General features: G+C 58.4%; 29 protein-coding genes. 28 read left to right on the forward strand and 1 reads right to left on the reverse strand.

From position 1 onward, the window contains the following. The first annotated feature begins 6 nt into the window (after positions 1-6). The 28 genes from V5F23_RS11300 to V5F23_RS11435 all read left to right on the forward strand — a co-directional run bounded on the left by V5F23_RS11300 (position 7) and on the right by V5F23_RS11435 (position 23,426). The gene (locus V5F23_RS11300; protein WP_338498424.1) at positions 7-744 is read left to right on the forward strand and encodes an ankyrin repeat domain-containing protein; all 738 of its coding nucleotides are present in this window, start codon (positions 7-9) and stop codon (positions 742-744) included. A gap of 369 nt (positions 745-1,113) precedes the next feature. Then, on the forward strand, positions 1,114-1,377 hold the full coding sequence (locus tag V5F23_RS11305) for a flagellar biosynthetic protein FliQ (protein WP_338474616.1): 264 nt from the start codon (positions 1,114-1,116) through the stop codon (positions 1,375-1,377). Positions 1,378-1,398: 21 nt separating this feature from the next. Continuing rightward, positions 1,399-2,142, forward strand: coding sequence for a flagellar biosynthetic protein FliR (locus V5F23_RS11310; protein WP_338474617.1), 744 nt, complete (start codon positions 1,399-1,401; stop codon positions 2,140-2,142). Then, a complete protein-coding gene (locus V5F23_RS11315) occupies positions 2,139-3,212 on the forward strand; it encodes an EscU/YscU/HrcU family type III secretion system export apparatus switch protein (RefSeq protein ID WP_338474618.1) in 1,074 nt (357 codons plus the stop codon). Before V5F23_RS11310 ends, V5F23_RS11315 begins: the two co-directional genes overlap by 4 nt. Next, positions 3,209-5,296: a flagellar biosynthesis protein FlhA gene (locus V5F23_RS11320; protein ID WP_338474619.1), complete on the forward strand. Its 2,088-nt coding sequence runs from the start codon at positions 3,209-3,211 to the stop codon at positions 5,294-5,296. The genes V5F23_RS11315 and V5F23_RS11320 overlap by 4 nt, the downstream gene beginning before the upstream one ends. After that, positions 5,293-6,003 carry a flagellar hook basal-body protein gene (locus tag V5F23_RS11325; protein WP_042727966.1) on the forward strand — a complete coding sequence of 237 codons (711 nt, stop codon included), beginning with the start codon at positions 5,293-5,295 and terminating at the stop codon, positions 6,001-6,003. The genes V5F23_RS11320 and V5F23_RS11325 overlap by 4 nt, the downstream gene beginning before the upstream one ends. A 15-nt stretch (positions 6,004-6,018) precedes the next feature. Further along, positions 6,019-6,738, forward strand: a complete 720-nt coding sequence (locus V5F23_RS11330; protein ID WP_338498425.1) for a flagellar hook basal-body protein — start codon at positions 6,019-6,021, stop codon at positions 6,736-6,738. Positions 6,739-6,794: 56 nt separating this feature from the next. Further along, positions 6,795-7,496, forward strand: coding sequence for a flagellar basal body P-ring formation chaperone FlgA (gene flgA / locus V5F23_RS11335; protein ID WP_338474620.1), 702 nt, complete (start codon positions 6,795-6,797; stop codon positions 7,494-7,496). Beyond that, a complete protein-coding gene (locus tag V5F23_RS11340) occupies positions 7,483-8,061 on the forward strand; it encodes a flagellar basal body L-ring protein FlgH (RefSeq protein WP_338474621.1) in 579 nt (192 codons plus the stop codon). Before flgA ends, V5F23_RS11340 begins: the two co-directional genes overlap by 14 nt. Next, complete coding sequence (locus V5F23_RS11345; RefSeq protein ID WP_338474622.1) at positions 8,058-9,167, forward strand: flagellar basal body P-ring protein FlgI; 1,110 nt, start codon at positions 8,058-8,060, stop codon at positions 9,165-9,167. The genes V5F23_RS11340 and V5F23_RS11345 overlap by 4 nt, the downstream gene beginning before the upstream one ends. 9 nt (positions 9,168-9,176) lie before the next feature. Continuing rightward, positions 9,177-9,554 carry a flagellar biosynthesis protein FlgB gene (locus tag V5F23_RS11350; RefSeq protein ID WP_042727963.1) on the forward strand — a complete coding sequence of 126 codons (378 nt, stop codon included), beginning with the start codon at positions 9,177-9,179 and terminating at the stop codon, positions 9,552-9,554. Positions 9,555-9,556: 2 nt separating this feature from the next. Continuing rightward, positions 9,557-9,952: a flagellar basal body rod C-terminal domain-containing protein gene (locus V5F23_RS11355; RefSeq protein WP_042727962.1), complete on the forward strand. Its 396-nt coding sequence runs from the start codon at positions 9,557-9,559 to the stop codon at positions 9,950-9,952. Position 9,953: 1 nt separating this feature from the next. Next, the gene (gene fliE, locus V5F23_RS11360) at positions 9,954-10,259 is read left to right on the forward strand and encodes a flagellar hook-basal body complex protein FliE (protein WP_338498427.1); all 306 of its coding nucleotides are present in this window, start codon (positions 9,954-9,956) and stop codon (positions 10,257-10,259) included. A gap of 18 nt (positions 10,260-10,277) precedes the next feature. Beyond that, positions 10,278-11,639 (forward strand): flagellar basal-body MS-ring/collar protein FliF, encoded by a 1,362-nt coding sequence (gene fliF, locus V5F23_RS11365; protein ID WP_237614116.1) that lies wholly within the window; start codon positions 10,278-10,280, stop codon positions 11,637-11,639. A 1-nt stretch (position 11,640) separates the two neighbouring features. Further along, a complete protein-coding gene (locus V5F23_RS11370) occupies positions 11,641-12,087 on the forward strand; it encodes a hypothetical protein (protein ID WP_042727959.1) in 447 nt (148 codons plus the stop codon). Then, positions 12,080-12,808, forward strand: a complete 729-nt coding sequence (locus tag V5F23_RS11375) for a FliH/SctL family protein (RefSeq protein WP_042727958.1) — start codon at positions 12,080-12,082, stop codon at positions 12,806-12,808. Before V5F23_RS11370 ends, V5F23_RS11375 begins: the two co-directional genes overlap by 8 nt. Positions 12,809-12,854: 46 nt before the next feature. After that, positions 12,855-14,138 carry a FliI/YscN family ATPase gene (locus V5F23_RS11380; protein ID WP_234408036.1) on the forward strand — a complete coding sequence of 428 codons (1,284 nt, stop codon included), beginning with the start codon at positions 12,855-12,857 and terminating at the stop codon, positions 14,136-14,138. After that, positions 14,128-14,589, forward strand: coding sequence for a hypothetical protein (locus V5F23_RS11385; protein ID WP_042727956.1), 462 nt, complete (start codon positions 14,128-14,130; stop codon positions 14,587-14,589). Before V5F23_RS11380 ends, V5F23_RS11385 begins: the two co-directional genes overlap by 11 nt. Continuing rightward, positions 14,579-15,340: a hypothetical protein gene (locus tag V5F23_RS11390; RefSeq protein ID WP_042727955.1), complete on the forward strand. Its 762-nt coding sequence runs from the start codon at positions 14,579-14,581 to the stop codon at positions 15,338-15,340. Before V5F23_RS11385 ends, V5F23_RS11390 begins: the two co-directional genes overlap by 11 nt. After that, positions 15,330-15,752, forward strand: coding sequence for a flagellar hook capping FlgD N-terminal domain-containing protein (locus V5F23_RS11395; protein ID WP_042727954.1), 423 nt, complete (start codon positions 15,330-15,332; stop codon positions 15,750-15,752). Before V5F23_RS11390 ends, V5F23_RS11395 begins: the two co-directional genes overlap by 11 nt. Next, a complete protein-coding gene (gene flgF, locus V5F23_RS11400; RefSeq protein ID WP_042727953.1) occupies positions 15,752-16,930 on the forward strand; it encodes a flagellar basal-body rod protein FlgF in 1,179 nt (392 codons plus the stop codon). Before V5F23_RS11395 ends, flgF begins: the two co-directional genes overlap by 1 nt. Before the next feature lie 3 nt (positions 16,931-16,933). Next, the gene (locus V5F23_RS11405) at positions 16,934-17,671 is read left to right on the forward strand and encodes a FliM/FliN family flagellar motor C-terminal domain-containing protein (RefSeq protein ID WP_338498431.1); all 738 of its coding nucleotides are present in this window, start codon (positions 16,934-16,936) and stop codon (positions 17,669-17,671) included. A gap of 15 nt (positions 17,672-17,686) precedes the next feature. After that, complete coding sequence (locus V5F23_RS11410) at positions 17,687-17,992, forward strand: FliM/FliN family flagellar motor switch protein (RefSeq protein WP_052497344.1); 306 nt, start codon at positions 17,687-17,689, stop codon at positions 17,990-17,992. Next, on the forward strand, positions 17,989-18,333 hold the full coding sequence (locus V5F23_RS11415) for a hypothetical protein (RefSeq protein ID WP_042727951.1): 345 nt from the start codon (positions 17,989-17,991) through the stop codon (positions 18,331-18,333). The genes V5F23_RS11410 and V5F23_RS11415 overlap by 4 nt, the downstream gene beginning before the upstream one ends. A gap of 10 nt (positions 18,334-18,343) precedes the next feature. After that, positions 18,344-19,066 carry a flagellar type III secretion system pore protein FliP gene (gene fliP, locus V5F23_RS11420; RefSeq protein WP_042727950.1) on the forward strand — a complete coding sequence of 241 codons (723 nt, stop codon included), beginning with the start codon at positions 18,344-18,346 and terminating at the stop codon, positions 19,064-19,066. Between the two features lie 19 nt (positions 19,067-19,085). Beyond that, positions 19,086-19,799 (forward strand): sigma-70 family RNA polymerase sigma factor, encoded by a 714-nt coding sequence (locus V5F23_RS11425; RefSeq protein WP_338474630.1) that lies wholly within the window; start codon positions 19,086-19,088, stop codon positions 19,797-19,799. A 242-nt stretch (positions 19,800-20,041) separates the two neighbouring features. After that, entirely contained in the window at positions 20,042-22,150 is a 2,109-nt protein-coding gene (locus V5F23_RS11430) for a DUF6311 domain-containing protein (protein ID WP_042727948.1), read from the forward strand. Positions 22,151-22,334: 184 nt separating this feature from the next. Further along, on the forward strand, positions 22,335-23,426 hold the full coding sequence (locus V5F23_RS11435) for a hypothetical protein (protein ID WP_042727947.1): 1,092 nt from the start codon (positions 22,335-22,337) through the stop codon (positions 23,424-23,426). 12 nt (positions 23,427-23,438) lie between these two features. Here the strand turns inward: V5F23_RS11435 and yghU are convergent, their stop codons facing one another. Next, positions 23,439-24,278, reverse strand: coding sequence for a glutathione-dependent disulfide-bond oxidoreductase (gene yghU / locus V5F23_RS11440; protein ID WP_338474631.1), 840 nt, complete (start codon positions 24,276-24,278; stop codon positions 23,439-23,441). Between the last annotated feature and the right edge of the window lie 16 nt (positions 24,279-24,294).

Below are 24,294 nucleotides of genomic sequence, written 5' to 3' on the forward strand. Positions count from 1 at the left end.
TCGAGAGTGAAATCAAGAATTATTCTATTAGTGTGGTTTGTTTTTATGAATATAGGAGTTGCTCAGGCTTCCTTACGGCTTGGTGGCAATACGACGTCTCAGGTTTTCGGGGATGCTGCGGTTGTCGCTCTGATTGACGCCGCAATGGAGGGTCGTGTCGGTGATGTGAATCGACTGGCTGCCCAAGGAGTCAACGTAGATGAAGTGGGGAGTGATGGAACGACTCCACTCATCTGGGCACTTAACGCTCGTAACGCTAAAGGTGTCGAAGCATTATTGAAAGCTGGGGCAAATCCCAACCTAGTGTCTGAAAAGCTCGGTGGTCTCTCGGCCATGGCCCTTCTTGCGGGGGGAAATAGTTTGGAGCTATTGGAACTAATACTTCGTTACGGAGGTGATGCTAAAGGGACTGGGCTCAAAAGGAGCATGAAACCTTTGGATCGCGCTGCGCGAGAAGGACGATTGCAGAACGTCATGCTAATCGTCGCCGCCGGAGCAGACGTTAATGACCATGATGAATATGGTAAGTCGGCGGCCATTGCTGCTGCTGCGTTGGCAAATTTTGAGGTGATCGCTTGGCTGTTGGAGCATGGCTACACCTATGACCTGCGCAAGTTGGCAATAAGTGTTGAAGTACGTCAGGTACCACCAGACTCCGAAGCACAGCGTTGGAAAAATACTGTCATAGATATGCTGAAGGTGAGGGGAGTTAAATTTCCTGCCTTTATCAAAAAAACATCCTGAGGATATAGGGGCCAGACCTTAAGGGAGCCCCACAAATCTGCTCCAACGATTGGTGCCTGTTTGATGGATCCCCTCTCGGAAGGCAGACGTTCCCCGTTTCGTTCCCCCCATCCCTTTTGGCAAGAAACGAGAGTTAGCGCAGGCGGAAGAAGGCTCGCGGGCGCGTACCTTATAGGAAGTGCGCGAAGTCCTTTGAATTAGTGCTGACCCTCCGGTAAGCCAAGCAACCCTACCATTTGTCCCCGCCTCGTAACATCCTGTTGCATCCACTGACACTAAATCGCTACCATGGCGAAATCATGGCGATCTGCCATTCAGGCTATGGCGCGCCCAGAGCGCACCTTGGATCAAGCTCAGTTGGGGTTATGGATGACGCAGGATTTCATGCTCTACGCGCTCAAGGAAGCGCTTCTGACCTCCGCAATGGTGGCTGCTCCGCTACTCCTGGCCATCCTGATCGTCGGCCTTCTGGTCAGCATTCTGCAAGTCGCGACCCAGATCCAGGAAATGACCCTGACCTTCATCCCCAAGCTGATCGTGACGGTCGTCATGTTGCTGGTCTTCGGTGGCTGGATGCTGACGGTCCTCAAACAATTCGCACTCATTGCATTAACTCAGGCCGCTAGCTTCTAGCAGCGTTTTTGGTGTGAGTTTGTGCTGACATCCTTCTTCCTCAATGCGCTTCTCGTATCGGTCAGGTTGATTCCGCTCGTGGTGGTTTCGCCGATCCTGTTTTTTTCGCGCATTCCATTGACTGTCCGGTTGATCCTGGCACTGGCGTTGTCCGCCGTGTTGGTCGGCAGCATGACGCTCACTCAGGCGCCTGTTTTCACGCTGCCCGTGGTGTTGGGCGAGTTGCTGCTGGGTGTGTTGATGGCCTTCGGTTTTCATGCCGCTCATGCCGGTGTCGATATGGCTGGCAAGTTGATTGACACTCAAATCGGTTTGAATGCGGCCGGGGTATTTGATCCGGGTACCTCGAACATGGCGGGCTTGTTGGCCGAGCTGTTGGGCTGGTCGTTGGCTGCGTTGTTTGTCGTGCTCAATCTGCATCACGATTTGCTCCGGGTGTTCGCTCAGTTGCTGGTGGCCGTTCCGCCCGGCAGTGTGTCGTTGACCACGTTGTCCTTGTCTCTGGCGACGGTCATGACGCAGCAGTTCTTGCTGGCGTTCATGATTGTCGTGCCGGTGATTCTCGGGCTGTGGCTGATCGATGTGGCGTTTGCGTTTCTGTCCCGTTCCATGCCCCAGGCCAATGTCTATTTCCTGTCCTTGCCCCTCAAGTTGGGCGTGGGCATGTTCATTTTTATCCTGACCTTGCCGATGATCGTCCAGCGTTTGCCGCTGCTGATTGAAAGCGCCTTGCGGTTTGCCCTGTCGCCGGCGGGTGTGCAATGAGCGATCAACAGGACAAGAGCGAAGAGGCAACACCCTACAAGCTCGAAGAGGCGCGCAAGAAAGGGCAGGTGCCCCGCAGCCCCGATCTGTTGTCCTTCATCATGTTGTTGACCTTCCTGATGGCCTTTTCGGCCATCGCCTACCCGTTGGCGAGTGTCATTGCTGCTCACACCCATTGGTGGCTGGGTAACGCCGGGCAACTGGGGCAAGGCTTTGGTTACCTGGGCGAGCAGGGCGGCTATAGCCTGCGACAGGTGGTGTACGGGTTGTTGCCGTTGATTGGTGCGCTGGTGCTGATGGCGATCCTGACGAACCTGTTGTTCAGCGGCCCGGTATTTTCAATGACGGCGTTGAAACCCGATTTCAAACGACTCCATCCGATCCAGGGCCTCAAGAAACTCTTTTCGCGACGCATGTTCGTCGAGCTGATCAAGGTGCTGGTCAAGGGCGCGCTGTTCTCGCTGGTCTTGTATTACCTGTTCCAAAGCGTGCTGCCGCAATTGTTGGGCATGGCGACGATATCGCCCCTGGCGTTGCCCCAGGCCGGCAAGCAATTGCTGATGCAATTGGGGTTTACGGTATTGGCGGTGATGGCGGCAGCGGCGCTGTTTGATATCTGGTATTCGCGACGCGAGTTCGGGCGGCAGATGCGTATGAGTCGTCGGGAAACGAAGGACGAACATCGCCGCCGCGAAGGCGATCCTGAAGTGCGTGCCAAGCGCAAAGGCATCCAGCAGGCGCTGCTGAAAAAAGCCGCTGCGCTGGGTCAGGTCAAGGATGCCGACGTCATCATCACCAACCCGACCCATTACGCGGTGGCTTTGCAATACCGACCGTCCAGCATGCTAGCACCCAAGGTGCTGGCCATGGGGCGCGGCCTGCATGCCCGACGTATCTGCCATGTTGCCAGGAAACACCAGGTACCGATTTTGCGTCGTCCCCCTTTGGCGCGGGCGCTGCATGCCCTGGCACGGGTCGATTCGGCGATTCCGGATTCGACGCAGGCCGACGTGGCGCGGATTTATCGCTGGGTCATCGCACTGCCAGGCAATAAGGTGCTTTCGCCATGAAACCACTCTTGTCACGCCTGCTTTCCGAGGGCAGCGATCTGCTGCTGGCTGTGGCGGTTATCGGCATTTTGCTGGTGTTGTTCACGCCGATCCCCACCTGGCTATTGGACTTGCTGCTGCTGACCAACTTTGCCGTTGCGTTGATGGTGTTGCTGGTGACCTTCGACATCGATAAGCCGTTGAGCTTCTCGACCTTTCCGTCGCTGTTGCTGATGACCACCTTGTTTCGCCTGGCCCTGAATATCTCCGCGACGCGGCTGATCCTCACCGATGGTGATGCGGGGCTGGTCATCGCCGCTGTGGGCACCCATGTCGTGGGCGGCAACTACGTGATTGGCTTCGTGGTTTTCCTGATTCTGGTGGTGGTGCAGTACGTCGTGGTCACCAGTGGTGCCCAGCGTGTGGCCGAAGTAGCTGCCCGGTTTACCCTGGACTCCTTGCCGGGTAAGCAGATGAGCATCGACGCCGACTTGAACATGGGCATCATCGACCAGGAAGAGGCCAAGCGCCGACGTAGCCAGTTGGAGCGCGAATCGAACTTCTATGGCGCCATGGATGGCGCATCCAAGTTCGTCAAGGGCGATGCGATTGCGGGCATTGTGATCATCGCGATCAACATCATTGGCGGCCTGTCGGTCGGCATCCTGCAAAAAGGGCAGAGCTGGGGTGATGCGCTGCACCACTACACCTTGTTGACCGTGGGCGACGGCATCGTCACGCAGATCCCTTCACTGATCATTGCGGTGGCAGCTGGCATCATTATTACCCGGGCCGCCACCGATGCACGGCTGGGACCCGAGCTGGGACGGCAAGTGTCGGCTTATCCAAAGACTTTGGCGGTGGTGGCGCTGGTAACGCTGTTCCTGGCGATGATGCCGGGGTTGCCGCTGATTCCGCTGTTGATGCTGTTTTTTGCTTTTTTCGCGGCGGCTTGGTTTTCCTACCGAAAGTTGCGACGCAAGGCCAACAAAGATGATGACTCGCAAAAATCGGATCTGCTGACGGGGCAAGACAACGAGTCCAATGACGTCTACGCGTTGATGAGTACCGATCCGTTCGAGTTGCGTTTAAGTGCGGACCTGGCCGTGCATGTCCTTGCCGCCACCAGCACGCTGAGCCTGCGCATCGACAACCTGCGTAAGCAATTTGCCAGGGATTACGGTTTCGCATTACCGCAGCTCAATGTGCATGCCGACAAGAAGCTGGCCACTGGTACCTATCAGGTTTGTGTACAGGGCGCGGCGATTGCCGCCGGGGAGCTGGAGTTCGACAAGTTGCTGGCGATCAATCCGGGCGGTGTGACGCTGGCGCTGGAAGGACGAGCCACCAAGGAACCTACCTACGGGCTCAAGGCGCTATGGATTGAAGTCGCGCAACGGGGCCAGGCGCGAACGGCAGGCTACACCCTGGTTGAGCCTGACACGGTGTTGCTGACTCATCTGTCCGAGCTGGCGCGCCGTTATGCGCCGGAGTTCCTGACGCGCGCCGAGACCGAGCGATTGATCGAGAAAAAGCGCGCGAGCCTGGGCAGCCTGGTGGATGAGCTGGTGCCCCAGGTCCTCAGTTATTCGGATATCCAGCGGGTCCTGCAGTTTCTGCTGCGTGAGCAAGTGTCCATCCGCAATCTTGAAACCATTCTCGAAGTGCTGGTGGATGCAGGGCGCACCAACAAGAACGCCGAAGATCTCGTGGAGCGAGTCCGCGAGCGCCTGGGCGCGGCGCTGTATGAGCGTCTGGTCGATAAGAACGGCGAGCTCAACGTCTTCACGATTGCACCGCAGTTGGAGGGTTACATGCTCGCCGCTGCCCGCCCACGCGAAGGCTTGCAGGCGGCGTTGTTGCCGGCTCAGGAGCTGGAGCGGTTTGTCACCACTCTGGCGAGAGAGGCCGAACGGCAACTCAGTGGCAACAAGCAGCCGGTGCTGTTGTGTGCGGCACCGTTACGCCGGCTCCTGCGTGCGTTCATGTCGCGAGCCGTGCCGCACATGGCGGTGTTGTCGGTCACTGAAGTCGGGCAGCACGCCCGCGTTACCTCGGCAGGCATGATTGATTTGCCCGGTTTCCCCAGCCTGGAGTCCCAATGAGTGATCTGATCATGCAACTGGCTGGCGTCATTCAGCGTGATGTCGACAGTCTCAAAGGCGTGTCGCAGAACGTCGCCAACGCCAACACCTATGGCTACAAGGCCGAGCGCACGTTCAACGTCATGGGCACGGATGCGACTGGCATTGGCGTGCAGGGTGGGCTCGATGACATCCAGGCACAGACTTCGATCAATGCCGATGGCGGTGCGCTGCAATTTACGGGACGGGTGACCGACTTGTCGCTTTCGGGGGATGCCTGGTTTGCCATGAAGACACCGGACGGGGTCGTGCTCAGCCGAGATGGACGCTTTCAGGTCGACAACGCCGGCTATCTGGTCAGCAAGGCGGGTTATCCGGTCCTGGCCGAGGGTGGGCCATTGCAGGTGTCGGGCGGGGTGTTGAAGGTCGACGCTGGCGGCCAGGTCAGTGTTGATGATCGGCCGATAGGACGCCTGGATATTGTGCGCGTCGATCAACCCCGGCAGCTGCTTCCCATCGGTGCAGGGCTCTATGTGGCTACATCAAAAGTGATTCCCGCCAGGGATTACGTGGTGCATCAAGGATTGCTGGAGCGTTCGAATGCAGCCATGAGCACCGACATGGTGAAAATGATGGAAGTGTCACGGCATGTCGAAACCATGCAGCGAGCGTTATCGGCCTACGACGGCATGCTCAATAGCGGTATTAACCAAATCGGCAAGAACTGATCAGGGAATGTTGTTGTGATTGACTCATTAAGCATCGCCAGCTCTGGCCTGGCAGCGAACCAGGCGTGGATCGACAGCATTTCCAACAATGTCGCCAACATGCAGACCATTGGCTACAAACGTAGTCAGGTGGATTTCCATGACATGGTTCGTGAAGTCGGCACGCGCGATGACGGTGGAGGCATGACCGAGAGCTTGCTGACCGGCGCGGGTATCCAGGCTTCGCAGCCGAGCCAGGTCTTCAGCCCGGGGACCGTAAGGGAAAGCGGCAATGCATTGGACCTGGCCATTCAGGGCGATGGCTTTTTCGAGGTGGCGTTGCCTACCGGCGAACTGGCCTATACCCGTGCCGGACGTTTTCATCTGGACAGCGAAGGTCAATTGGCAATGCCGGACGGGCAGACGCTGACTGCTGATCTGCGCGTACCGCCGGATGCGCGCAACTTGGTGATCAAACAGAACGGCGAGGTTCAGGCGACGATCACCGAAACGGGAGAGGTCATCAATGTCGGACAGGTGCAGTTGGCCAAATTCGCCAGCGCCGAAGCATTGAGCAAACTCAGCGACGGCCTCTATCGACCGACCCAGGCCAGCGGTGAAGCCATCTATGCAGAGCCGGGACGGGACGGGCAGGGGGTGCTGCTGCAGGGTTATGTCGAAATGTCGAACGTCAACCTGATCGACGAAATGAGCGGTTTGGTGCTGGCTCAACGGGCTTACCAGATGAATGCGTGATTGCTGCAGGCCAGTGATCAGATTCTGGAAACCATCAATAACCTGCGCCGTTGATCATGATGATTATTCGTTGCCTGGCCGGGCTCGGGCTGTGGGTCGCAAGTGGTTGCTATGCCTATTCGGCGTCGGGCACGGGTTGTGACGTGGCTGCAGGCCATGCAATGACGGCGGCTCTGCAGGTGCTCCAGGCTCAACTGGCGGCGCCCGATACCGAACTTCAGTTCACACCCATGGGGGAGCTGCCGGCAATGGAACATCCACAGGTCAGGCTGTCGAGCCAAGGGATTCGCAGCCGGGTCCCGGTTTCATTTTCAGGCACCGTCTGCGGCCATGATCGACCTAGTGTGATGACCGTGTGGTTCAAGGTTCAGGCCTGGAGGCAAGCGTGGGTCTATGGCCGCAATGGACGTGCCGAACAGGCCGTCGCCGATGTCCAGCCGCGTCTTGAGCGAGTGGACCTGGCGGCGGCGCAACTTGCTCCGGGCGACCTGCCCACTGATGTGGCAGGGCAGTGGCTGAATCAGTCGGTCAATGCCGGCATGCCTGTGCTCAAGCGTCATCTGAAGGCTGAGCCGCTGGTGTATCGCGACGCTCCGGTGACCGTGGTGGTCTACGGGCCGGGATTGATGTTGCGTACCGAAGGCAGGGCGCTGCGTCCTGGCGTCCTGGGAGAACGTGTCCCGGTGATTCTGGACGGTGCCGAGTCGAGCCTGCTGGCGGTGGTCGCCGGCAAAGGAGAGGTTCATGTGGATAGATGACATCCGCGGCGCGTTGCTGGCAATGCTGCTGTTACCCGGGGTGGTTGGTGCCCAGAGCCTGATCGATCCCGATGGCTATAGGTCCCTGACTGGTGACCGTCGTGGCTACCATCTGGGCGATACCCTGACGGTCCTGGTGGTGGAGTCCACCTCGGCCCAGAGTGCGGCCGGTACAGGAGCCGACAGCAACACCGACATATCCGCGCGCACGGGCCTGGACAGCAATACCCATCAGGCCAGCCTGGGTCTGAAAGGCGACACCAATGGCTCGGGGCAAACCAATCGCAGCGGACAGATCCGCACCAATGTCTCGGTACGGATCATTGAACAACTGCCCGAAGGCCTGCTGCGTGTCAGTGGAGAGCAGCGGGTGACGGTCAATGACGAGAAACAACAGGTGAGAATCACCGGGCTGGTCAGGCCAGATGACATCGCTTACAACAACACGGTGCTCTCCTATCGCCTGGCGGACGCACAGATCGACATCGTCGGGGATGGTGTAGTGACCGATGCGCAGAAGCAGAACATCGTTTTCCGGGTGCTCAAGTGGATGCGTATCTTATGAAAACCGTTGCTCGACTGCTGTCGGGGCTGTTGCTTGCCCTATGGCTGCAACCTGCATGGTCGGATGTCCGGATCAAGGAACTGACCCGCATCCAGGGTGTTCGCGACTACTCCATCATTGGCTATGGCCTGGTGGTGGGCCTGGCCGGGACAGGTGATACCGACCGTAACCGGGCCACGCGACAGTCGTTGGTCAACACGTTGAAGAACTTCAGCGTGAACGTCGCCGATGGAGATCTCAATACCCGCAACACCGCGGCTGTAATGGTCACGGGCAGCCTGCGTTCGTTCAGCGAATCGGGGGACAAACTGGACGTCGAGGTCTCTTCGCTGGGTGACGCTCGCAGTCTGCTTGGGGGCACCTTGTTGATGACACCTCTGTACGGTCCTGACGAGAAGTTGTATGCCCTTGCCCAAGGGCCAATGTCGGTGGGTGGGTACGTCTTTGAAGCCAATGCCAACTCCGTCCAGAAGAATCATCCAACGGTGGGCCGCGTCCCACGGGGCGCCAGTGTCGAGCGCTCGGCTTTTGCAGACAACGGTGAGGTTTCGAAAAGCCTCGTGTTGATTCTCAATGAACCGGACTACACCACTGCCCAGCGCATCGCCGATGCCTTGACTCGGGAGTTGGGCGTGCCCGGTGTGCGAGTGGTGCACGCAGCCAAGGTCGAGGTGCCTGTTGCAGCGGGGATGAGCATGCCTCGACTGATCGCACGGGTGCAGGACATTGCCGTCGCACCGGATTATGCCGCTCGCGTCGTCGTCAACGAGCGCACCGGTACGGTGGTGGCGGGTGCCAACGTTCAATTGGGAGAGGTGAGTATTTCCCAGGGCTCGTTGAGTGTTGTGATCAGCACCAAGTACCAGGTTTCGCAGCCGTCCTGGGTCGCACGTACTGGGCCGGGCGTGGGTACCGTGGTCGTGCCTGACACCGAACTGACCGTAAATGAAGAAGAGCATGGCCCCGTGAAGTTAGCCGAAGGGGCGACGGTGGGCGATCTGGTGAAAGCGCTCAATCAGGTTCGATTGAGTACACGAGAAGTGATCACTGTGTTGCAAGCCATTAAACAGGCGGGCGCTTTGCACGCCGAACTTATCGTTCAATAAGGAAGATTGATGTCAGCTGATATGAGTCTTGCAATAGAAACGGTGCGCTTTGCCATGGACCTGGAGCAAATGCAGGCCAAGGTGGCGGCCCACAATATTGCCATGGCCAACGTTCCGGGAAGCAAGGCCATGCGCCTCAACCGTTTCGAGCCGATGGCTGCCTTGCATGGCTTGCGCAACGATCCGGAGCTGCTTGGCCAGGCGTTGCGTGCGATGCAAGACAGTGAATTAACGCCGTACCTACAAAGCTATACGCCGCTGTCGCCTCTGGCCCTGGACGGCGAAGTTGCACAGATGTCCGCCGCGAGCGGCCGCTATCAGGCCCTGGCTGACGGCGTCTCTCGGCAGTTCGCACTGATGCAGTTGGCGATCAAGGGAGGCCGCTGAGAGTGCCTCTGGACAACATCAGCGAAACCGTTCGCGCAAGCATGGCTTATGAGCGTTCCAGGGTGGAGGTCGCCAGTTACAACCTGGCGATCGCCAACGTGGCGATCGCTCCAGGCCAGCGCTCTCCGTTGCTCGGCGTATCGCCTCCGGCCAGCTTTGCCAGCCAGATGGGTTTGCCACAACCAATGGTTCACGCTCAGGCACGCAGCGACACCCGGCTGGTTCACGACCCTGCCCACCCGCTGGCTGACCATAACGGCATGGTGCACTACCCGAACATCGAGGCCGCCAGGGAGATGGCCACCCTGGTATCGGCAACCCGCGCCTATGAAGCCAACATTCGTGCTTACAACAGCTTGCGTGAAATGACGCTCAAAGCCTTTGAGATTGGAAAGTGACATGACCGCCGCCATCGCGCCTATTGCATTAACCAAGGATCTTTCGCCGACCGCCGCTTTGACGGACGGCCCGATGGGTCCCCAGGCTACTGATTTCGCAGGTTTGTTGGAAACTGGCGCAACTCGATTGAACGAGCAGACCGGACAAGCCGGCGAGTTGCTCTCGGCATATGCCTTGGGCGAAAACATTGCGCCCCATGACCTGGTCATGGCGATGGAGCAAGCGAAATTGTCGCTTCAGTTGGCCGTAGAAGTGCGCAATCGCCTGGTAGATGCCTACCAGGAACTCTCTCGGTTGCAGATCTAAGTTATGGAGAATCAACCGGTGTCCTCGTTCCTTGCTGGTCGTACCCGCGTCTTTCTCGCCGGTGCTTTGTTGGTCATCGGCTTGCTGGCCGTGTCGGCGTGGTGGGTAATCCGACCGCAGTACGTGGCGTTGTACAGGAATGCCGATGAAGCTTCCCAGGCGCAGATCCTGGCCACATTGAGCCAGCGTCATGTGCCTTATCGGATCAATACACAGCAAGGCGCGATTGAAGTGCTGGCCGATCATGCAGCGTCTGCCCGAATGTACCTGGCGGAGGCGGGGATTCCGACCCGTGGCGGTACCGGGTTCGAACTGTTCGATAAAGCTGACTACGGCATGTCGGAGTTCAGTCAGAAAATCAATTACCAGCGGGCCATGGAAGGCGAACTGGCTCGCACGATCATGAGCCTCTCGGAAGTCGATTATGCGCGTGTTCATCTGACGTTCAAGAAAACCAGCCTCTACCAACAGGCAGAGGAGCCTCCAAAGGCCTCGGTGATCGTGCGCGTGCGTTCTGCGGGAACATTGATGCCGCAACGCGTCAGGGGCATCCAACAGTTGGTGTCGTCGGCGGTGGAGGGCATGACGCTCGAACGTGTGTCGGTGCTCAACGAAGATGGCCAGGTACTCAGTGCCTCCGATGGCGCTGCGGCCGCACCCGAACATCTGCAGTTGACCTCTCAGGTCGAGCAGGCTCTTAAATTGAAGGCTGAGGAACTGCTCGCGCGCCCGCTCGGTCATCGGGGTGTCGATGTGTCTGTGCGCGTGCTGATGAACTTCGATCGGGTCAAGTCAGTCAGTGAGCAACCGCTCACCAATAAGATACGCCGCGAAAAACGCACGGAGTCCACTGAGAACTCCAGTGGTGAGTCGACGAGCAAGCGCCTGCAGAATAATCGGGAAATCGATTACGAGGTGGGCAAGGCGCGTGCAGAGACGGAGCATGCGACAGGCACGATCGAGCGTATCACCGTCGGCGTGGTGCTCAGTACGCCGGTAACGGATACCCAGATGAAGGATATCCAGGCCTTGCTAGAGGCCGCGTTGGGGCTGGACCTAAAACGCGGTGATCGCCTGGTCATGGTGTATATCCCCGATATGCCTGTGCCACAGACCACTTCGGTGGCGCCGATTGCCGCACAACCGATGCCGGCCAGCCGTGCCGAGGTGCCTGCGCCGGTCAACGAAAGCGGGGCGCTGCCATGGCCTCGCTGGTTTGCCGGCGCGCTGATGGCCGTTCTGGCGATCGCTCTGTTGTTGCTCTGGGCAAAAGGGCGTCGCAAGGTCGTGGTTGCCCCGATGACGGTGCCTAGACTGACATCGGTAGAGCGCGAGCAATTGCTGGTCGACTTGCGCCGCTGGCTGCTGGAGGGGCGTTAACGTGGAGTTTTCTGCGCTTCGCAAAGCGGCTATCCGCTTGGCCTGCTCCCATGCCGAGGACCGTGACTGGATTCTTGCGCGGCTGGAAACTGACGAGCGTCGACAGGTTGAGGTGCTACTGGAGGAGATCAATCTGCTGGGCCTGGCCAACGATCCCGCGATTGTTGCTGCCCTGATGGATGAGATGGCAGCAACGCCGTCCGCTGCGCGCACGATGCCCGACCATTCGCGTCTCAAGGCGTGCCTCTCGAGAGCAACGCATCCGTTCTGGAGCGCACTGGTACTTCAGCTGGAAACGCCGGCGGTGCGTCGTGAAGTGCTGGGCAGCCAGGCCAATAGTGCCGATATCCGTCGATGGGATGGCAAGTTCGCCCGGCAGGTCCTGCCGGTTGAGTTGATGAAAAGCTTGAAAGCCCGGATGGACGCGCAGGAGGCTGGCCATGAGTAACTCTAAGCCGCCGGTGTCATCCACGGTGTTGCGTCAACCTTTCCAGAATCAGGGAGCACGGCGCCTGCCGGGGCTCGGCGGGGATGTTCAACCTGCGAGGCTCGCCAGTGAGGCCCGCCAACCCGATGTAAAAGCGATGCTGCGCGAAACCTTCGCGCAGGAGCTCGCAGAGATGGAGCGGGAACGTCGCGAAGAAGGAGCACTGGAAGCCAGCAAACAGGCTCGTGCGCAATTGACTGAAGCGTTGGCCCGACAAGAACAGCAATGGCTGAAGACAGAGGCCTCCCTGCGCACCGCGCTCGAAGCGGAACGCCTGCAGATCGCGCGACTGGTTGAAGCGCTGGAAGCGCAACAAGAACAGTTGTTGTCGTCCATGGAGCCCTTGGTTGGACGTTTCGCGCTCGCCGTGGTTGAGCGCCTGTTGGGCACGCATGCCGAGACACGTCCATTGATTGCCGATCTGGCGAAGCAGGCAATCGAAACCTACCAACTGACAGCGCCACTGCGCATTCGCGTGGCTCGCGCGGACTACGAGACCTTGCTTCGACTGGCTCCGGACGACCCGCTGATAAGGTCGTTCCTGGTCGATCCTCAGGCGTCGGCGGGCAGCTGTCTGATCGATTTTGAGGGGGGGCAACTGGACGCCGCTGTGCAGACACAATTGGCGAATGTCGCATCGGTGTTGACCGCGAAAGGAGATGGCCGTGTGGCAGGGGCTTGAGCACCGACTGCTGACGCGGCTTGATCAGGCTCGGCTGTGTCGACGGATGGGACGTTTGAGCTCGATTCAGGGGCTGGTGCTTCACGCCACTGGACTGGACGTGCGACTGGGCGAGTTGGTGGACATTCACCCGGCTCGTGGAGGCGAAGTTGTCGTCGCGGAGGTGGTCGGCTTACGCAGTGACTCCACCCTGTTGATGCCTTACGGTCCGGTGGATGGGTTGTGCCTTGCCAGTGGAGTCCACGCACGTGGAGCCCCTTATACGGTTCCTGTCGGAGAGAGTCTGTTGGGGCGTGTACTCGACGCGACTTGCGAGCCGTTGGATGACATGCCAGCCCCCGAAGGTCTCAAGCGCATGCCCCGGTTCGTGGCGCCGATCAATCCTTTGCATCGTTCGCCGATCAACACCACGTTAGTCACAGGGGTGAAGGCAGTCGATGTTTTCACACCGTTGGGACGTGGCCAACGAATCGGGATTTTTGCCGGCAGCGGCGTGGGGAAAAGCACGTTGCTCGGGATGATGAGCCAATACGCAGAGGCTGATGTGATCGTGATCGCGTTGATTGGCGAGCGCGGCCGCGAAGTCGGGGATTTCATTCGCGACAGCCTGGGGCCGACAGGTTTGCAGAAGGCCGTGGTAATCGCGGCTGCGGCCGAGCAACCTGCGGTGCTGCGACGTCAGGCGGCTTATACAGCAACAACCATCGCCGAATGGTTTCGTGCTCAAGGCAAGCACGTGCTGCTGATCATGGACTCGATCACCCGCTTTGCCCTTGCGCAACGTGAGATCGGTCTCTCAACGGGTGAGCCCATGGGGAGCCGAGGCTATACGCCTTCGGTATTTGGCCTGCTGCCTCCTCTGATGGAACGTGCCGGAGCGCTGAGCGGGCAAGGCTCCATCACCGGGGTGTATACCGTACTGGTCGAAGGCGACGATATGAATGAGCCAGTGGCTGATCACATGCGCGCCATTCTCGATGGGCATATTGTTTTGAGTCGCAATGTCGCTGCCCGCGGTCATTGGCCGGCCATTGATGTTTTGCACAGTATCAGTCGGCTGACCGGCGCGTTGCATAGCCAGGAACAGAAAGGCCAGGTCGAGCGTCTTCGCTCGGCACTGGGCTGCTACCAGAACAGCGTGGACCTGATTGAATTGGGCGCGTATGAAAAGGGTTCACAGCCTCTGCTGGATACCATGATTGAGTTGAAACCTGCGTTCGATGGACTGTTGCAGCAAACCCCTCAGGAACATTTTCCGGCATCACACACCTGGCAAGCGATTGCCCAGTTGGTCCAGCGCCTGGACAAGGGGGTAGGTTATGCACGATGAATGGCGCAAGTCCCGGCAGTTGGACGCGGCGTCTCGTTTGCGTGTCATGCAGCGGGAAAAGGCGGAACTGGTCTACAACCGCAGTCGCCATGATCTGGTGAAAGCCCAGCGTCTATTAGGTGAGGAACAGCTTCGCTACGACGCGCTGCAGGCTGGCTTTGAGGCATTGGGGCGCATAGGAACTCCGCTTGATCCTTCCCAGCACGAACAACGGTTACTGGCGCACACCGCGGCGTTCCAGCGACTTGCGGCTGCGTATCAGCCTGTCGTTGAAGCGCGGCAGACCTCGCGCTCAGCCATGGCGCAACTGCTCAAATGCAAAGTGAACGAAGACTTGATCGCCAAGGCAAAGGAACGGCTCGAGGTGCTGTTGGACAAGGCTGTACTCGAATACGAAAGCGTTGACATTTTTGATGCACAACAAGCGCTGGGAGCGGGCCATGGCCGTTAAGGTAGAAGCATCGTTGTGGACCATGACGGCTGACCATCGTGCTCCCGTACGCGAAACAAAGGCCAGGGACTTCGAGCGCAAACTTGGCTTGAGTGATCATGCATCCACGCCAAACGACAGCACAGGGTGGCAGCGTGATGTACAGGCATCCCCGCAGCAGCACCCGCACTCTGTCGTGCCCGATGCGGACCTGACCCGCATTCTGCGCCCCCGCCCAGCCGATGCATCAGACCCCAGGAGCGCTTGCGCGCTTGAGTTGTATGCATTGGGGGCTCGGGCCGGACACCATCTTTCATACCGGCCCGATGCATTCCTGGCTGGTCCGGACATTCGGAGTGTTGCAACGGTTGACGCGATGCAAGGCTATTCGGTGCCTTTGAGTGCCGTACCGTTCCCGTCGACGACTTCACTCATGTCCATAGCGGTGGCAACGGCAGGCCCCGTTGCCCTTTGGGACGTTGCCGTTGGATCGCAGCAGCAGGGCCTTGAAGGGACTAGCCAGGTGCAGTTCTTGAGTTATCTGACCCGGAAATGGCCGGACCGGCACTTTCAGTTCCTGCCCCGGGATAAGGGCATTGAGTTGGTAGTTCGGGACTACCGGCTCACATCGCTAGAGCACGACGAATTGGTTGAAGAGTTATCACGGCGGGCGGCATCGATGTCGGAGCGCCCGCAGCAGATCTGGCTCAATGGCCGGGAAGTCTGGCGGGCAGCGAGTCTTTCAAACGAAGGTGAACACCATGGCCGTTGAAGCGATTGGTAATGAGCTTAGTACCACCACTTCCGAGTTGGCCCAGAGCCGATTGGGGCAGGAAGATTTCATCAAGCTGTTTTTGACCGAGCTGACATTCCAAGACCCGCTGGAGCCGATCAACAACCGTGAGTTCCTGGCACAGATGGCACAGTTCGCCAACCTTGAACAGACCCGGATTACCAACGAAAACACTGAAAACCTCGTGTCCATGAATGCCACTTCACAGTCCCTGGGCCTGTTGGGGCGCCAGGTTGAGGTCAGTATCACCAGTGGTGGGTCGGTGATCGGCTCGGTGACGGCGATTGCATTTTCATCGACGGGGCCGGTGCTTTCCGTCAAACGAACCGACGGTACGGTCCTCACGGACGTGCGGTTGTCACAAATCAAACTGGTCAGGCAGGGGGCGTGATGCTGCAAGCTTTCTTTAACGGAATGAGTGGCCTGTTTTCCTTCTCCAAGGGCTTGGATAACGTTTCCAACAACGTGTCGAACATGAACACGCCTGGCTACAGAGGCAGCGATACCTTTTATCGCGCCGTCAATGGACAGGATGGTCAGAGTTTCGGTTCGGGGATTGCGGGTACCGAGGTTCGTATCAAGCCGGGCGAGAACCGTCAGACCGGCAATAACACCAATGTGGCGATCAACGGTGCGGGCTATTTCGTTCTACGCGATGAGCAGGGGGCATTGTCGTATACCCGCGCCGGGCAATTCGAGGTCGACAAGGATGGCTATCTGGTCGACACCATCAGTCAGCGTCGTGTCGCGGGTATAGATTCGGCAGGAAACCTGCTGGATATCAATATCCAAGGCCAGCGCACGCTGCCGCCAAAGGCGACCACCCGGGTCGAAATGGTCGGTGCATTGGCGCGTAGCGGCCCTACGGAGGCGTCCCACCAGATCAGTTCGATACAAGTGTTCGATGCGACGGGCGCCAGTCATGCCTTGACTGTCAAATTCGTGCCGCAAGTGACACCGGTCAATAGCTGGAGTGCCACGGTATCGGATGCGAGCGGTGCCCAATTGGTGACCGGCACTATCGCCTTTGGAACCGACGGTAGCCCCGTTGCAGGTTTCAACAGCTTGTCTGTTCCCCTGTCTGTCAATGGCGTGGTTCAAAACATCCTGCTGGATTTCGGAACGCCGGGCAGCTTTAACCTGGCGACCCAGGTCGCCAGCGGCCCGAGTCATACACTGGGCGCGCGGGTGGTCGACGGGAGTGCGGTCGCTGGCCTTAATACGTTCACCTTTGATGAGCGGGGCATTCTCAACTTCAGCTACGCCAATGGCGAAAAACGCAGCGCAAATCAACTGGCGTTGGCGGATTTTGCGGATGAAAGTGCCCTTATTGCAGGTGCCAATTCGCTTTACCACACGCCGTCCTCCATGCAGGCAGAGTTTGGTCGGGCAGGGGAGAAGCAGTTCGGTCGTATCCAGGGGGGCTACCTGGAACTGTCGAACGTCGATCTTGCTCAGGAGTTCGGGGACATCCTGATCATTCAACGAGGGTATCAGGCCAGTTCGAGAGTGATGACCGTCTCCAATGAGATGCTTGAGCAGTTGTACAACGGAACGCGGGGAGGCTGAACGATGAGGATGTTGGGATGGGTCGGCGTCACTCGGCTGCGGATGGCCTGCGACCGTTTACCGCCTGTGGCCAGGCACTGGTACGAGCAGTGGTGTATTCGTGACGAGCGCCAGGCGTGCGAAGTGAGTTGCTCGACCTTGAGCGACTCAAGCGGGTTGACACCCGCGTTGGTCTGGCAGCGTGCCAGATCAACGAATGGCTCGATCAGCCTGGCGGGAGATTGGCGCTCGATCATATTCGGTTCTTTCAACCAGGAAACGCCCGACGATGAAATGTCCAGGTATTTGCTGGGCGAAGCGCAGTTGGCGTTGGTCAACCATGTGCTTGAGACTATTGGGCAACCTCCCGTCACCCTCTTGACCGACGAACCGTCCTGTCCCTTTTCCACTGTGCTCAATGCTCAGGTTCTGTTGCAACTGCGCATGGGCTCATCGACGCTTTATCTGTCGCTGGATGCAGCGCTGTTCAATGCCGCCCTTGAGCCGTCGGCTCCCCGCAAGCCTTTGATCGAACGCAAGCAAGCGTTGGGCAGCGCCCGAGTGAAGCTGTCCGTGCGCCTTCCCTTGGCCAGTCTCTCCATTGGGGAGATGAGAGACCTGCGCCCGGGAGATACCTTGCGCGCTGGCGCATTGTTAGCCGATCCGGTTTCGTTACAACTGGCCGAAGGCCCCGTAGTGGCCGGCGGATACCTGGCCAGGCAGCACGATCATCTGGCCGTGCAGTTGATTTCCCATGAATAAGTCAGGAGTTTTGGTGTGACCGCAACAGTAGATGCAATTGAATTGGAAGAGGCCGCGGCCGTGGTCAATGCCGGACAGTCGCCGTTGATCAAACGGGACATGAATCTGATCAAGCACGTGGTTGTAGAACTGGTGGTTCAGATCGGCAACGCGTCGATGAGTGTAGATGAATTGTTCGCGCTCAAGGCCGGTGATGTCGTCAGGTTGTTGGAGCAGGTTCACGAGCCTGCGTCGCTGTGCCTCGATGGCAAACCTGTTGCGCGAGGCAACCTGGTGGCGGTGGATGATAATTTTGGCATTCAGTTGACGGAAATATTGTGACACCTGAAACCGTAGCCCAACCTATGGGATTGCCGTTGCGGCAGGACGATCCACTGTCGTTCATTCTGATGATCAAGGTGATGTTGATCACGGCATTGTTACTGGCAGTAGTTTACCTCGTCATGCGCTGGTACGCGCGACGTCATGTGACCCCTCTAGGCACTTCACTCAGTCCGGTCGACTTGCAATGCGTACGTGCGTTGCGATTGTCAACCAAGACCAAGGTGTACCTGCTCAAGACAGAAACCTCGCAGGTTCTGGTCACTGAGTCCTCCAACGGCGCCACAGTGACCATCCTGTCGCCACATTCCCCAACTTCCCCGTTGGATGCTCGCTCTTGAAGTATTCGTCATGACTCGCCGGTTGCTGTTTATCGTGCTCAGTTGCTTTTCCTGTGTCGCGACCGCGGCAGATGATTTCTCTGAATGGGGAAGCTTGCACATCAACCAGATCCAATCACCGGTCAGCGTCGTGGCGTTGCTGACGGCGCTGTCGTTCCTGCCCTTCCTGATCATCGCCCTGACCACATTTACCCGCAACATCGTGGTGTTGTCGCTAACCCGGCAAGCATTGGGATTGCAGCAGACGCCACCGAATATCGTCTTGATCGTGCTGTCGATGTTCCTGACGCTGTTTGCCATGGCGCCAACCCTGGAAAAAGCCTATGACGCAGGCATCAAACCGTTCCTGGCGAACAAGGTGGGCCTCGATGGCGCAGCGCTGCAAGGCTGGACGCCGATACGTGATTTCATGATCAGGCAAACCCATGAAGAAGACCTGCGGCTGATCTATGAATTGGCCAAGGCTCCGCTGCCACAGGAGCCAGAGGGGTTGTCCCCGGTAAAGCTGGTGCCGGCCTTCATGCTGAGTGAGCTGAAGCTGGCCTTTCAGATCGGCTTCATGATTTTCCTGCCATTCCTGATCATCGATCTGGTCGTAGCGTCCATCCTGATGTCCCTGGGGATGATCATGGTGCCGCCCATTACCATCTCCTTGCCTTTGAAAATCATGCTGTTTCTGTTGATCGACGGCTGGGGCCTGATTGCCCAGACGTTGATGCGCAATCTCGGGTAGGCCACGGGTGGAACCTGTCGTGGCCAGGGATGGCATCAACAGTGACGGCGATCATGAGCAAGTCTTGTGGCGCGATTGGCTGGACAGCAAGGCAGAAGTAGCCAGGAGCCGGCTGTTCTTTTTCTACGGCCAATGGCTGCGGATGGTTGTCGGACTTTTGTATTCCCGTTATCCGCACCCCCTGGCGGAGTGGGGGGATTATGTGAATCTGGCTTCGATTGGCTTGCTGCAAGCTATTGATCGGTTCAATCCCGACCTCGGTACCCGCTTCCAGTCTTATGCCGAGCCCTATGTGAAGGGCAACGTGCTCAAGGGGCTGTCTTGTTATGTGAGCGATCAGCGTCGTTACTACCGAGAACGGCTGGAGAGTATTTCAGGGGCGCAGGAAGAGGGGCGTATTGAGTCCGATCTGGAGCAGGTGGCGAACGTCGCTATCGGCTTGGCGTTCGGGTTGTTCCTGGAGTCCGGGATCGTTGACCAGGAGCCGGGGAACAACAATCCGCTCAGCCTTTACGAAGCGGAGCGTGAGAGCGATGCGCTGAACGAGTGCGTGAAGCTGCTTTCGGCGAATGAACGGCAAGTCATCCAGGGGCATTACCACCAGCATCTGAGTTTCACGCAAATCAGTGAACTCATGGGCATCTCGAAATCGCGCATTTCACAATTACACGCTCAGGCACTGAGAAACATTCGGTTGAACCATGAACGGTTGATGGCGGGAGGCAACTGGTAATGTCGATGGAGCGAAAAGTGTTCTCGAAAAGAACTTCAGGCGCCTTGGCTACCTTGCATTGACCGCTACCGCCATTGCCTAATACACCTCGGTCAACGGCGTGGGAGCATCGCCGGAGATTGTGAAACAACCACTACAAAAAGAGCAATCAATTGACGTTACAGCACAGAACACCGCCTCTCGAACCTGCTGAGTTATCGATCTCGAGCTCATCGCAATCGTTCGACACCGTAACAGGGGCGATGAAAAAAACTCAGGCGTACGGGCTCGTTAATCTGCTGCCATTGCTGATTGGCGCGTTGGCTTTCTTCCTGATCATCGGTCCGCGTGTGCTGGACCCGCAGAACATCGCCTGGTTGGGGGACGGTGATCCGGCAACTCACTATCTGGGCTGGTTGTTTTTCAGGCACTCGCCCTGGTCGTTCCCCATTGGCCTGAATCCAGCCTATGGGCTCGAACTGAGCAACAGCATTATCTTTTCGGATTCCAATCCGCTTTTCGCTTTCCTGTTCAAGCCGTTTTCGTCGATTCTTCCCGAGACTTTTCAGTATTTTGGTCTCTGGCTGCTGACTTGTTTCTTGCTACAGGCCTGGTTTGCCTGGCAACTGGTGGGCCTGGTCACGCCCAATATTGCTATCCGTGCCCTCGGTGCGGCGCTGTTCGTTGTGGTCCCGCCCATGATCATGCGTATGACCGTACACCTGTCTCTGGGTGGGCATTTTCTGGTCCTTGCGGCGCTGTACCTGAATCTCCATCCGGCATTGCCCAGGAGACGCCTGGCCTGGGGCATGTTGTTGGCGGCGGCTGCGCTGGTCCATGCGTATATCCTGGCAATGATTGCGGTCATCTGGCTGGCCGACCTGGCCGCCAAATGCTTTAAGCGCAGCCTGACCATCGGTATGGCGATCGTCGAGCTGGGTGTGCTGTTTTGCGTAGTGACCCTGTGTTGCTGGCAGGCCGGGTATTTCACAGTGGAGCGTGCCGGGATCATTTCCGGCGGGTTTGGTCTGTTCCGTGCAAACATCCTGACCTTGGTCAATCCGCAGAACTGGTCCCATGCCTTGAAAAATCTTCCGGCGGCGTTGGGCGACAGCGATGGTTTCGCGTTTCTCGGGTTGGGCCTGATGATGCTGGCGATCTGTGCCTTCGCTGGATGGTTACGCGGCAGCACAGGCCTGGGAGCTGCGCTGCGTAAGCGGCCCTTGCTCGGACTGGCGCTGTTCGGGCTGGCCTTGTTTTCATTTTCAAATCACATCGCGATCGGCTCGTTCGAGCTTGTGTACCCGCTGCCCCCGGAAGTGATTTCCATTGCAAACATCTTCCGTGCATCGGGACGAATGTTCTGGCCGGTTTATTACGCAGTGATCTTTGCCATTGTTTTCTTGGTCATTCGCGCCAATACACCCGGCGTCGCAATAGCCTTGCTAGGAACGGCGTTGCTGATTCAGGTTGTCGACACCCATGGTGGTTGGTCGGACGCCAGGAAGAAGTTTATGGCCAAGCCGTCATCTGAATGGGCGACGCCCTTTGTCGATCCGTTCTGGAAAAACGCTGCATCCCATTACCAAAAGGTGCGGTGGATTGTGCCGCAGAACCTTTCTCTACATTGGATTTCGGTTTCTGCCTATGCCGGGCTCCATCACCTGTCAACGGATGCTGTTTATCTGGGACGAATGAGTACGGAGCAGTGGCGACTGTCTGATGCAAAGGCGTCCCTGGCCCTGGCTTCGGGCAAGTACGACCCCGACTCGCTGTATCTGATGGATCAGCGAGCAATGTTGCGCGCTGTGGGGAACGTTGACACATCGTCCGATCTTTTCGCCCGGATTGACGGTTTTACCGTGCTCGCGCCGGGCTGGAAACAGTGTGGCAGTTGCCCCCAGTTGGCCAACGAGCAGACGCCGATAAATGCTGTTCCCTCCCTGGAGCCCGGACAGACCGTGTCATTTAACCTAGGTGATTCCGGTGCAGCTTATATGGCTAAAGGCTGGGCTGATCCGGAGCAGTGGGGGACCTGGTCCGAGGGGAGCGAGGCGCAAATGGTATTTCGAGCATCGGCATCCGTGCGCTCCATCCGTCTGGGCGTCTCGGCGTTTCTTGCGTCCGGTCATGCACAGCAGAAAGTTACGATCCTTATCAATGGCATAGAGGCTTCCACCTACACCCTTGAAAAAGCGGACGGCAATGTACTCGATATACCGGTGACATCCCTGATGCACCAGCGCGCCGCAGAACAAGGATTCTCAAGAATGCAGCTGTTGCTTGCCGATGCGATCAGCCCACAGCAACTTGGCTTGAATGATGATGCCCGGGTGTTGGCGATAGGCTTGAGGTCCTTGAGCGTCGAGTAGTGTGGAGTGGCGGCTATCCTGGTCCGGCCCGGGCCCTGGAAAAATCAGCTCGCCGACGCCTGGACGCCCCAGCGGCACCCGCTATGCTTCGGCGATGGCCTCTGGCCATTTACCCTGAATACTCCATCGATTTCATGGCGACAGACGAGACGTCAGCTTGTCATCGCCTTTGCTGAGACAACCCATGAATAAATACAAGAAAGTGGCGGCAATTGCCTGGGGCGTTTGGTTGGGTTGCGTTGGGCAGGCCGGGGCGTTTCAGCTCTCGCCGAGCGGTACCGAGGCCGAGCGGGAGATGGCCAAGAAGTATGGGGTTTCCTATAAGGCGTCGGTGCCTCTCATGAGTTTCGCGCTGCACAGCTTCGGCGATTCCGCCCATGAGGCCTTGACGCAGAAAATCTATGGGTGTGACGGGGATTGGCAGTATTGCAACAACCCCAACCTCGAAGATGCCGGTGCGTATGTCATTGCCGGTGTTCGCTGGAACGACGATCCAGTGTTCATGCCCAGCGCCGAAGATGCCAAGACCAAGGGGTGCGATGGTCGTTATTCGGTGGGGTTCATTTCCCAGACCCGGTGTTGGGTGAACCTTTTCGAAGAGGCAGAGGACAAGAGCGCCGTGGACCCGATGGCCTTCATGGGCACGGGAAACTACATCGCACGTTCGCATTTCGGCGACCTGCAGTTTCTGCATGCAATGGCCTCCCAGGAGGGCGATCCCGCGGAGAAGACCAAACGGGAGATCATGATGTGGGCGGAGTTCGCCTGGGGTGTTGCGGATGGTACTTACCCCATCAATACCTACTTGAAGGACATCAGGATCGACGGCTGGGACCAGCATTTCAATAATGGGCAGACCGTGCAGGACCTGTTTGCCGTCGGCCGCCCCTGGCTGCGTACCAACGTGGACAAGGTGGCCTTGGGCAGCCTGTTGCACCTGGTGGAGGACAGTTTTGCCGGCGGCCACGTCCAGCGCCGGGAGGAAATTCTCGGCGACAAGTGCATGGACGGTACCCAAGCGGTCCTGGCTCGCATCGAGGAGTTCCATTCCTACGCCAGGCAGAACCACACCAAGCACAAGGACGCCGACGCCAGTGCGGTGGCCAGGCTCATGCTGATGAAACATGAGCCTGACGTGGTGGACGCCGGCAAGAAGCTGCGAGGGTTTGCCGTCGATGGCAAGAAATGGGCGGACGTCAGGCCCTATCTGGATGAGTGTGTGTTTGCCCTGGCGAAGCAGACCAGTCCGGCGTCGGCGGGGGATCAGTACAAGTAGACCCTCGCACCTTCAGTCCAGGTCTTCAGCCCGATGCCGCTCCGGCACCTGGCTGGCCTCATCACCCCAGGTCCGGTTGACACGTTGTCCTCGCAGGACGGCGGGGCGGTTGGCGATGGCTTCGGCCCAGCGTTGCACGTGGGTGTAGCGCTGGGCGTCGAGGAATTCGGCGGCCGAATAGACGTTGTTGCGCACCAGTTGGCCGTACCACGGCCAGACCGCGATGTCGGCGATGGTGTAGTGGTCGCCGGCCAGGTACGGGCTTTCGCCCAGGCGGCGGTCGAGGACGTCGAGTTGGCGCTTGGTTTCCATGGTGAAGCGATTGATCGGGTACTCGAGTTTTTCCGGTGCGTAGGCGTAGAAGTGCCCGAAGCCGCCACCCAGGTAAGGTGCCGAACCCATCTGCCAGAACAGCCAGTTCAGCGTCTCGGTGCGCCCGGTCGGGTCGGTGGGCAGGAAGGCGCCGAATTTTTCCGCCAGGTACAACAGGATCGAGCCTGATTCGAACACGCGGATCGGCGGTTCCACGCTGCGGTCGAGCAGGGCCGGGATCTTCGAATTGGGGTTGATCTCGACGAAGCCGCTGGAGAACTGATCGCCTTCGCTGATGCGGATCAGCCAGGCGTCGTACTCGGCGCCCGTGTGCCCCAGGGCCAGCAGTTCCTCGAGCAGGATGGTGACCTTGACCCCATTGGGCGTGGCCAGGGAGTAGAGCTGCAGTGGCTGCTTGCCCGTCGGCAGGGTTTTTTCGTGGGTCGGCCCGGCGACCGGGCGGTTGATGCTGGCGAACTGGCCGCCAGACGGGGCTTCATGAGTCCAGACTTTAGGCGGAACATAGGACGCTTTGCTCATAGGGACTGACCTCCTG

The organism is Pseudomonas sp. WP18 (assembly GCF_036689585.1).
Lineage (GTDB): Bacteria > Pseudomonadota > Gammaproteobacteria > Pseudomonadales > Pseudomonadaceae > Aquipseudomonas > Aquipseudomonas chlororaphis_E.

Excerpts from the sequence above, each read along its gene's own strand:
- V5F23_RS11305 (WP_338474616.1), top strand. The coding sequence starts at position 1,114 with ATGACGCAGGATTTCATGCTCTACGCGCTCAAGGAAGCGCTTCTGACC.
- V5F23_RS11315 (WP_338474618.1), top strand. The coding sequence starts at position 2,139 with ATGAGCGATCAACAGGACAAGAGCGAAGAGGCAACACCCTACAAGCTC.
- V5F23_RS11320 (WP_338474619.1), top strand. The coding sequence starts at position 3,209 with ATGAAACCACTCTTGTCACGCCTGCTTTCCGAGGGCAGCGATCTGCTG.
- V5F23_RS11325 (WP_042727966.1), top strand. The coding sequence starts at position 5,293 with ATGAGTGATCTGATCATGCAACTGGCTGGCGTCATTCAGCGTGATGTC.
- flgA (WP_338474620.1), top strand. The coding sequence starts at position 6,795 with ATGATGATTATTCGTTGCCTGGCCGGGCTCGGGCTGTGGGTCGCAAGT.
- V5F23_RS11340 (WP_338474621.1), top strand. The coding sequence starts at position 7,483 with ATGTGGATAGATGACATCCGCGGCGCGTTGCTGGCAATGCTGCTGTTA.
- V5F23_RS11345 (WP_338474622.1), top strand. The coding sequence starts at position 8,058 with ATGAAAACCGTTGCTCGACTGCTGTCGGGGCTGTTGCTTGCCCTATGG.
- V5F23_RS11350 (WP_042727963.1), top strand. The coding sequence starts at position 9,177 with ATGTCAGCTGATATGAGTCTTGCAATAGAAACGGTGCGCTTTGCCATG.
- fliE (WP_338498427.1), top strand. The coding sequence starts at position 9,954 with ATGACCGCCGCCATCGCGCCTATTGCATTAACCAAGGATCTTTCGCCG.
- V5F23_RS11375 (WP_042727958.1), top strand. The coding sequence starts at position 12,080 with ATGAGTAACTCTAAGCCGCCGGTGTCATCCACGGTGTTGCGTCAACCT.
- V5F23_RS11380 (WP_234408036.1), top strand. The coding sequence starts at position 12,855 with ATGGGACGTTTGAGCTCGATTCAGGGGCTGGTGCTTCACGCCACTGGA.
- V5F23_RS11385 (WP_042727956.1), top strand. The coding sequence starts at position 14,128 with ATGCACGATGAATGGCGCAAGTCCCGGCAGTTGGACGCGGCGTCTCGT.
- V5F23_RS11390 (WP_042727955.1), top strand. The coding sequence starts at position 14,579 with ATGGCCGTTAAGGTAGAAGCATCGTTGTGGACCATGACGGCTGACCAT.
- V5F23_RS11395 (WP_042727954.1), top strand. The coding sequence starts at position 15,330 with ATGGCCGTTGAAGCGATTGGTAATGAGCTTAGTACCACCACTTCCGAG.
- flgF (WP_042727953.1), top strand. The coding sequence starts at position 15,752 with ATGCTGCAAGCTTTCTTTAACGGAATGAGTGGCCTGTTTTCCTTCTCC.
- V5F23_RS11405 (WP_338498431.1), top strand. The coding sequence starts at position 16,934 with ATGAGGATGTTGGGATGGGTCGGCGTCACTCGGCTGCGGATGGCCTGC.
- fliP (WP_042727950.1), top strand. The coding sequence starts at position 18,344 with ATGACTCGCCGGTTGCTGTTTATCGTGCTCAGTTGCTTTTCCTGTGTC.
- V5F23_RS11430 (WP_042727948.1), top strand. The coding sequence starts at position 20,042 with ATGAAAAAAACTCAGGCGTACGGGCTCGTTAATCTGCTGCCATTGCTG.
- V5F23_RS11435 (WP_042727947.1), top strand. The coding sequence starts at position 22,335 with ATGAATAAATACAAGAAAGTGGCGGCAATTGCCTGGGGCGTTTGGTTG.
- yghU (WP_338474631.1), bottom strand. The coding sequence starts at position 24,278 with ATGAGCAAAGCGTCCTATGTTCCGCCTAAAGTCTGGACTCATGAAGCC.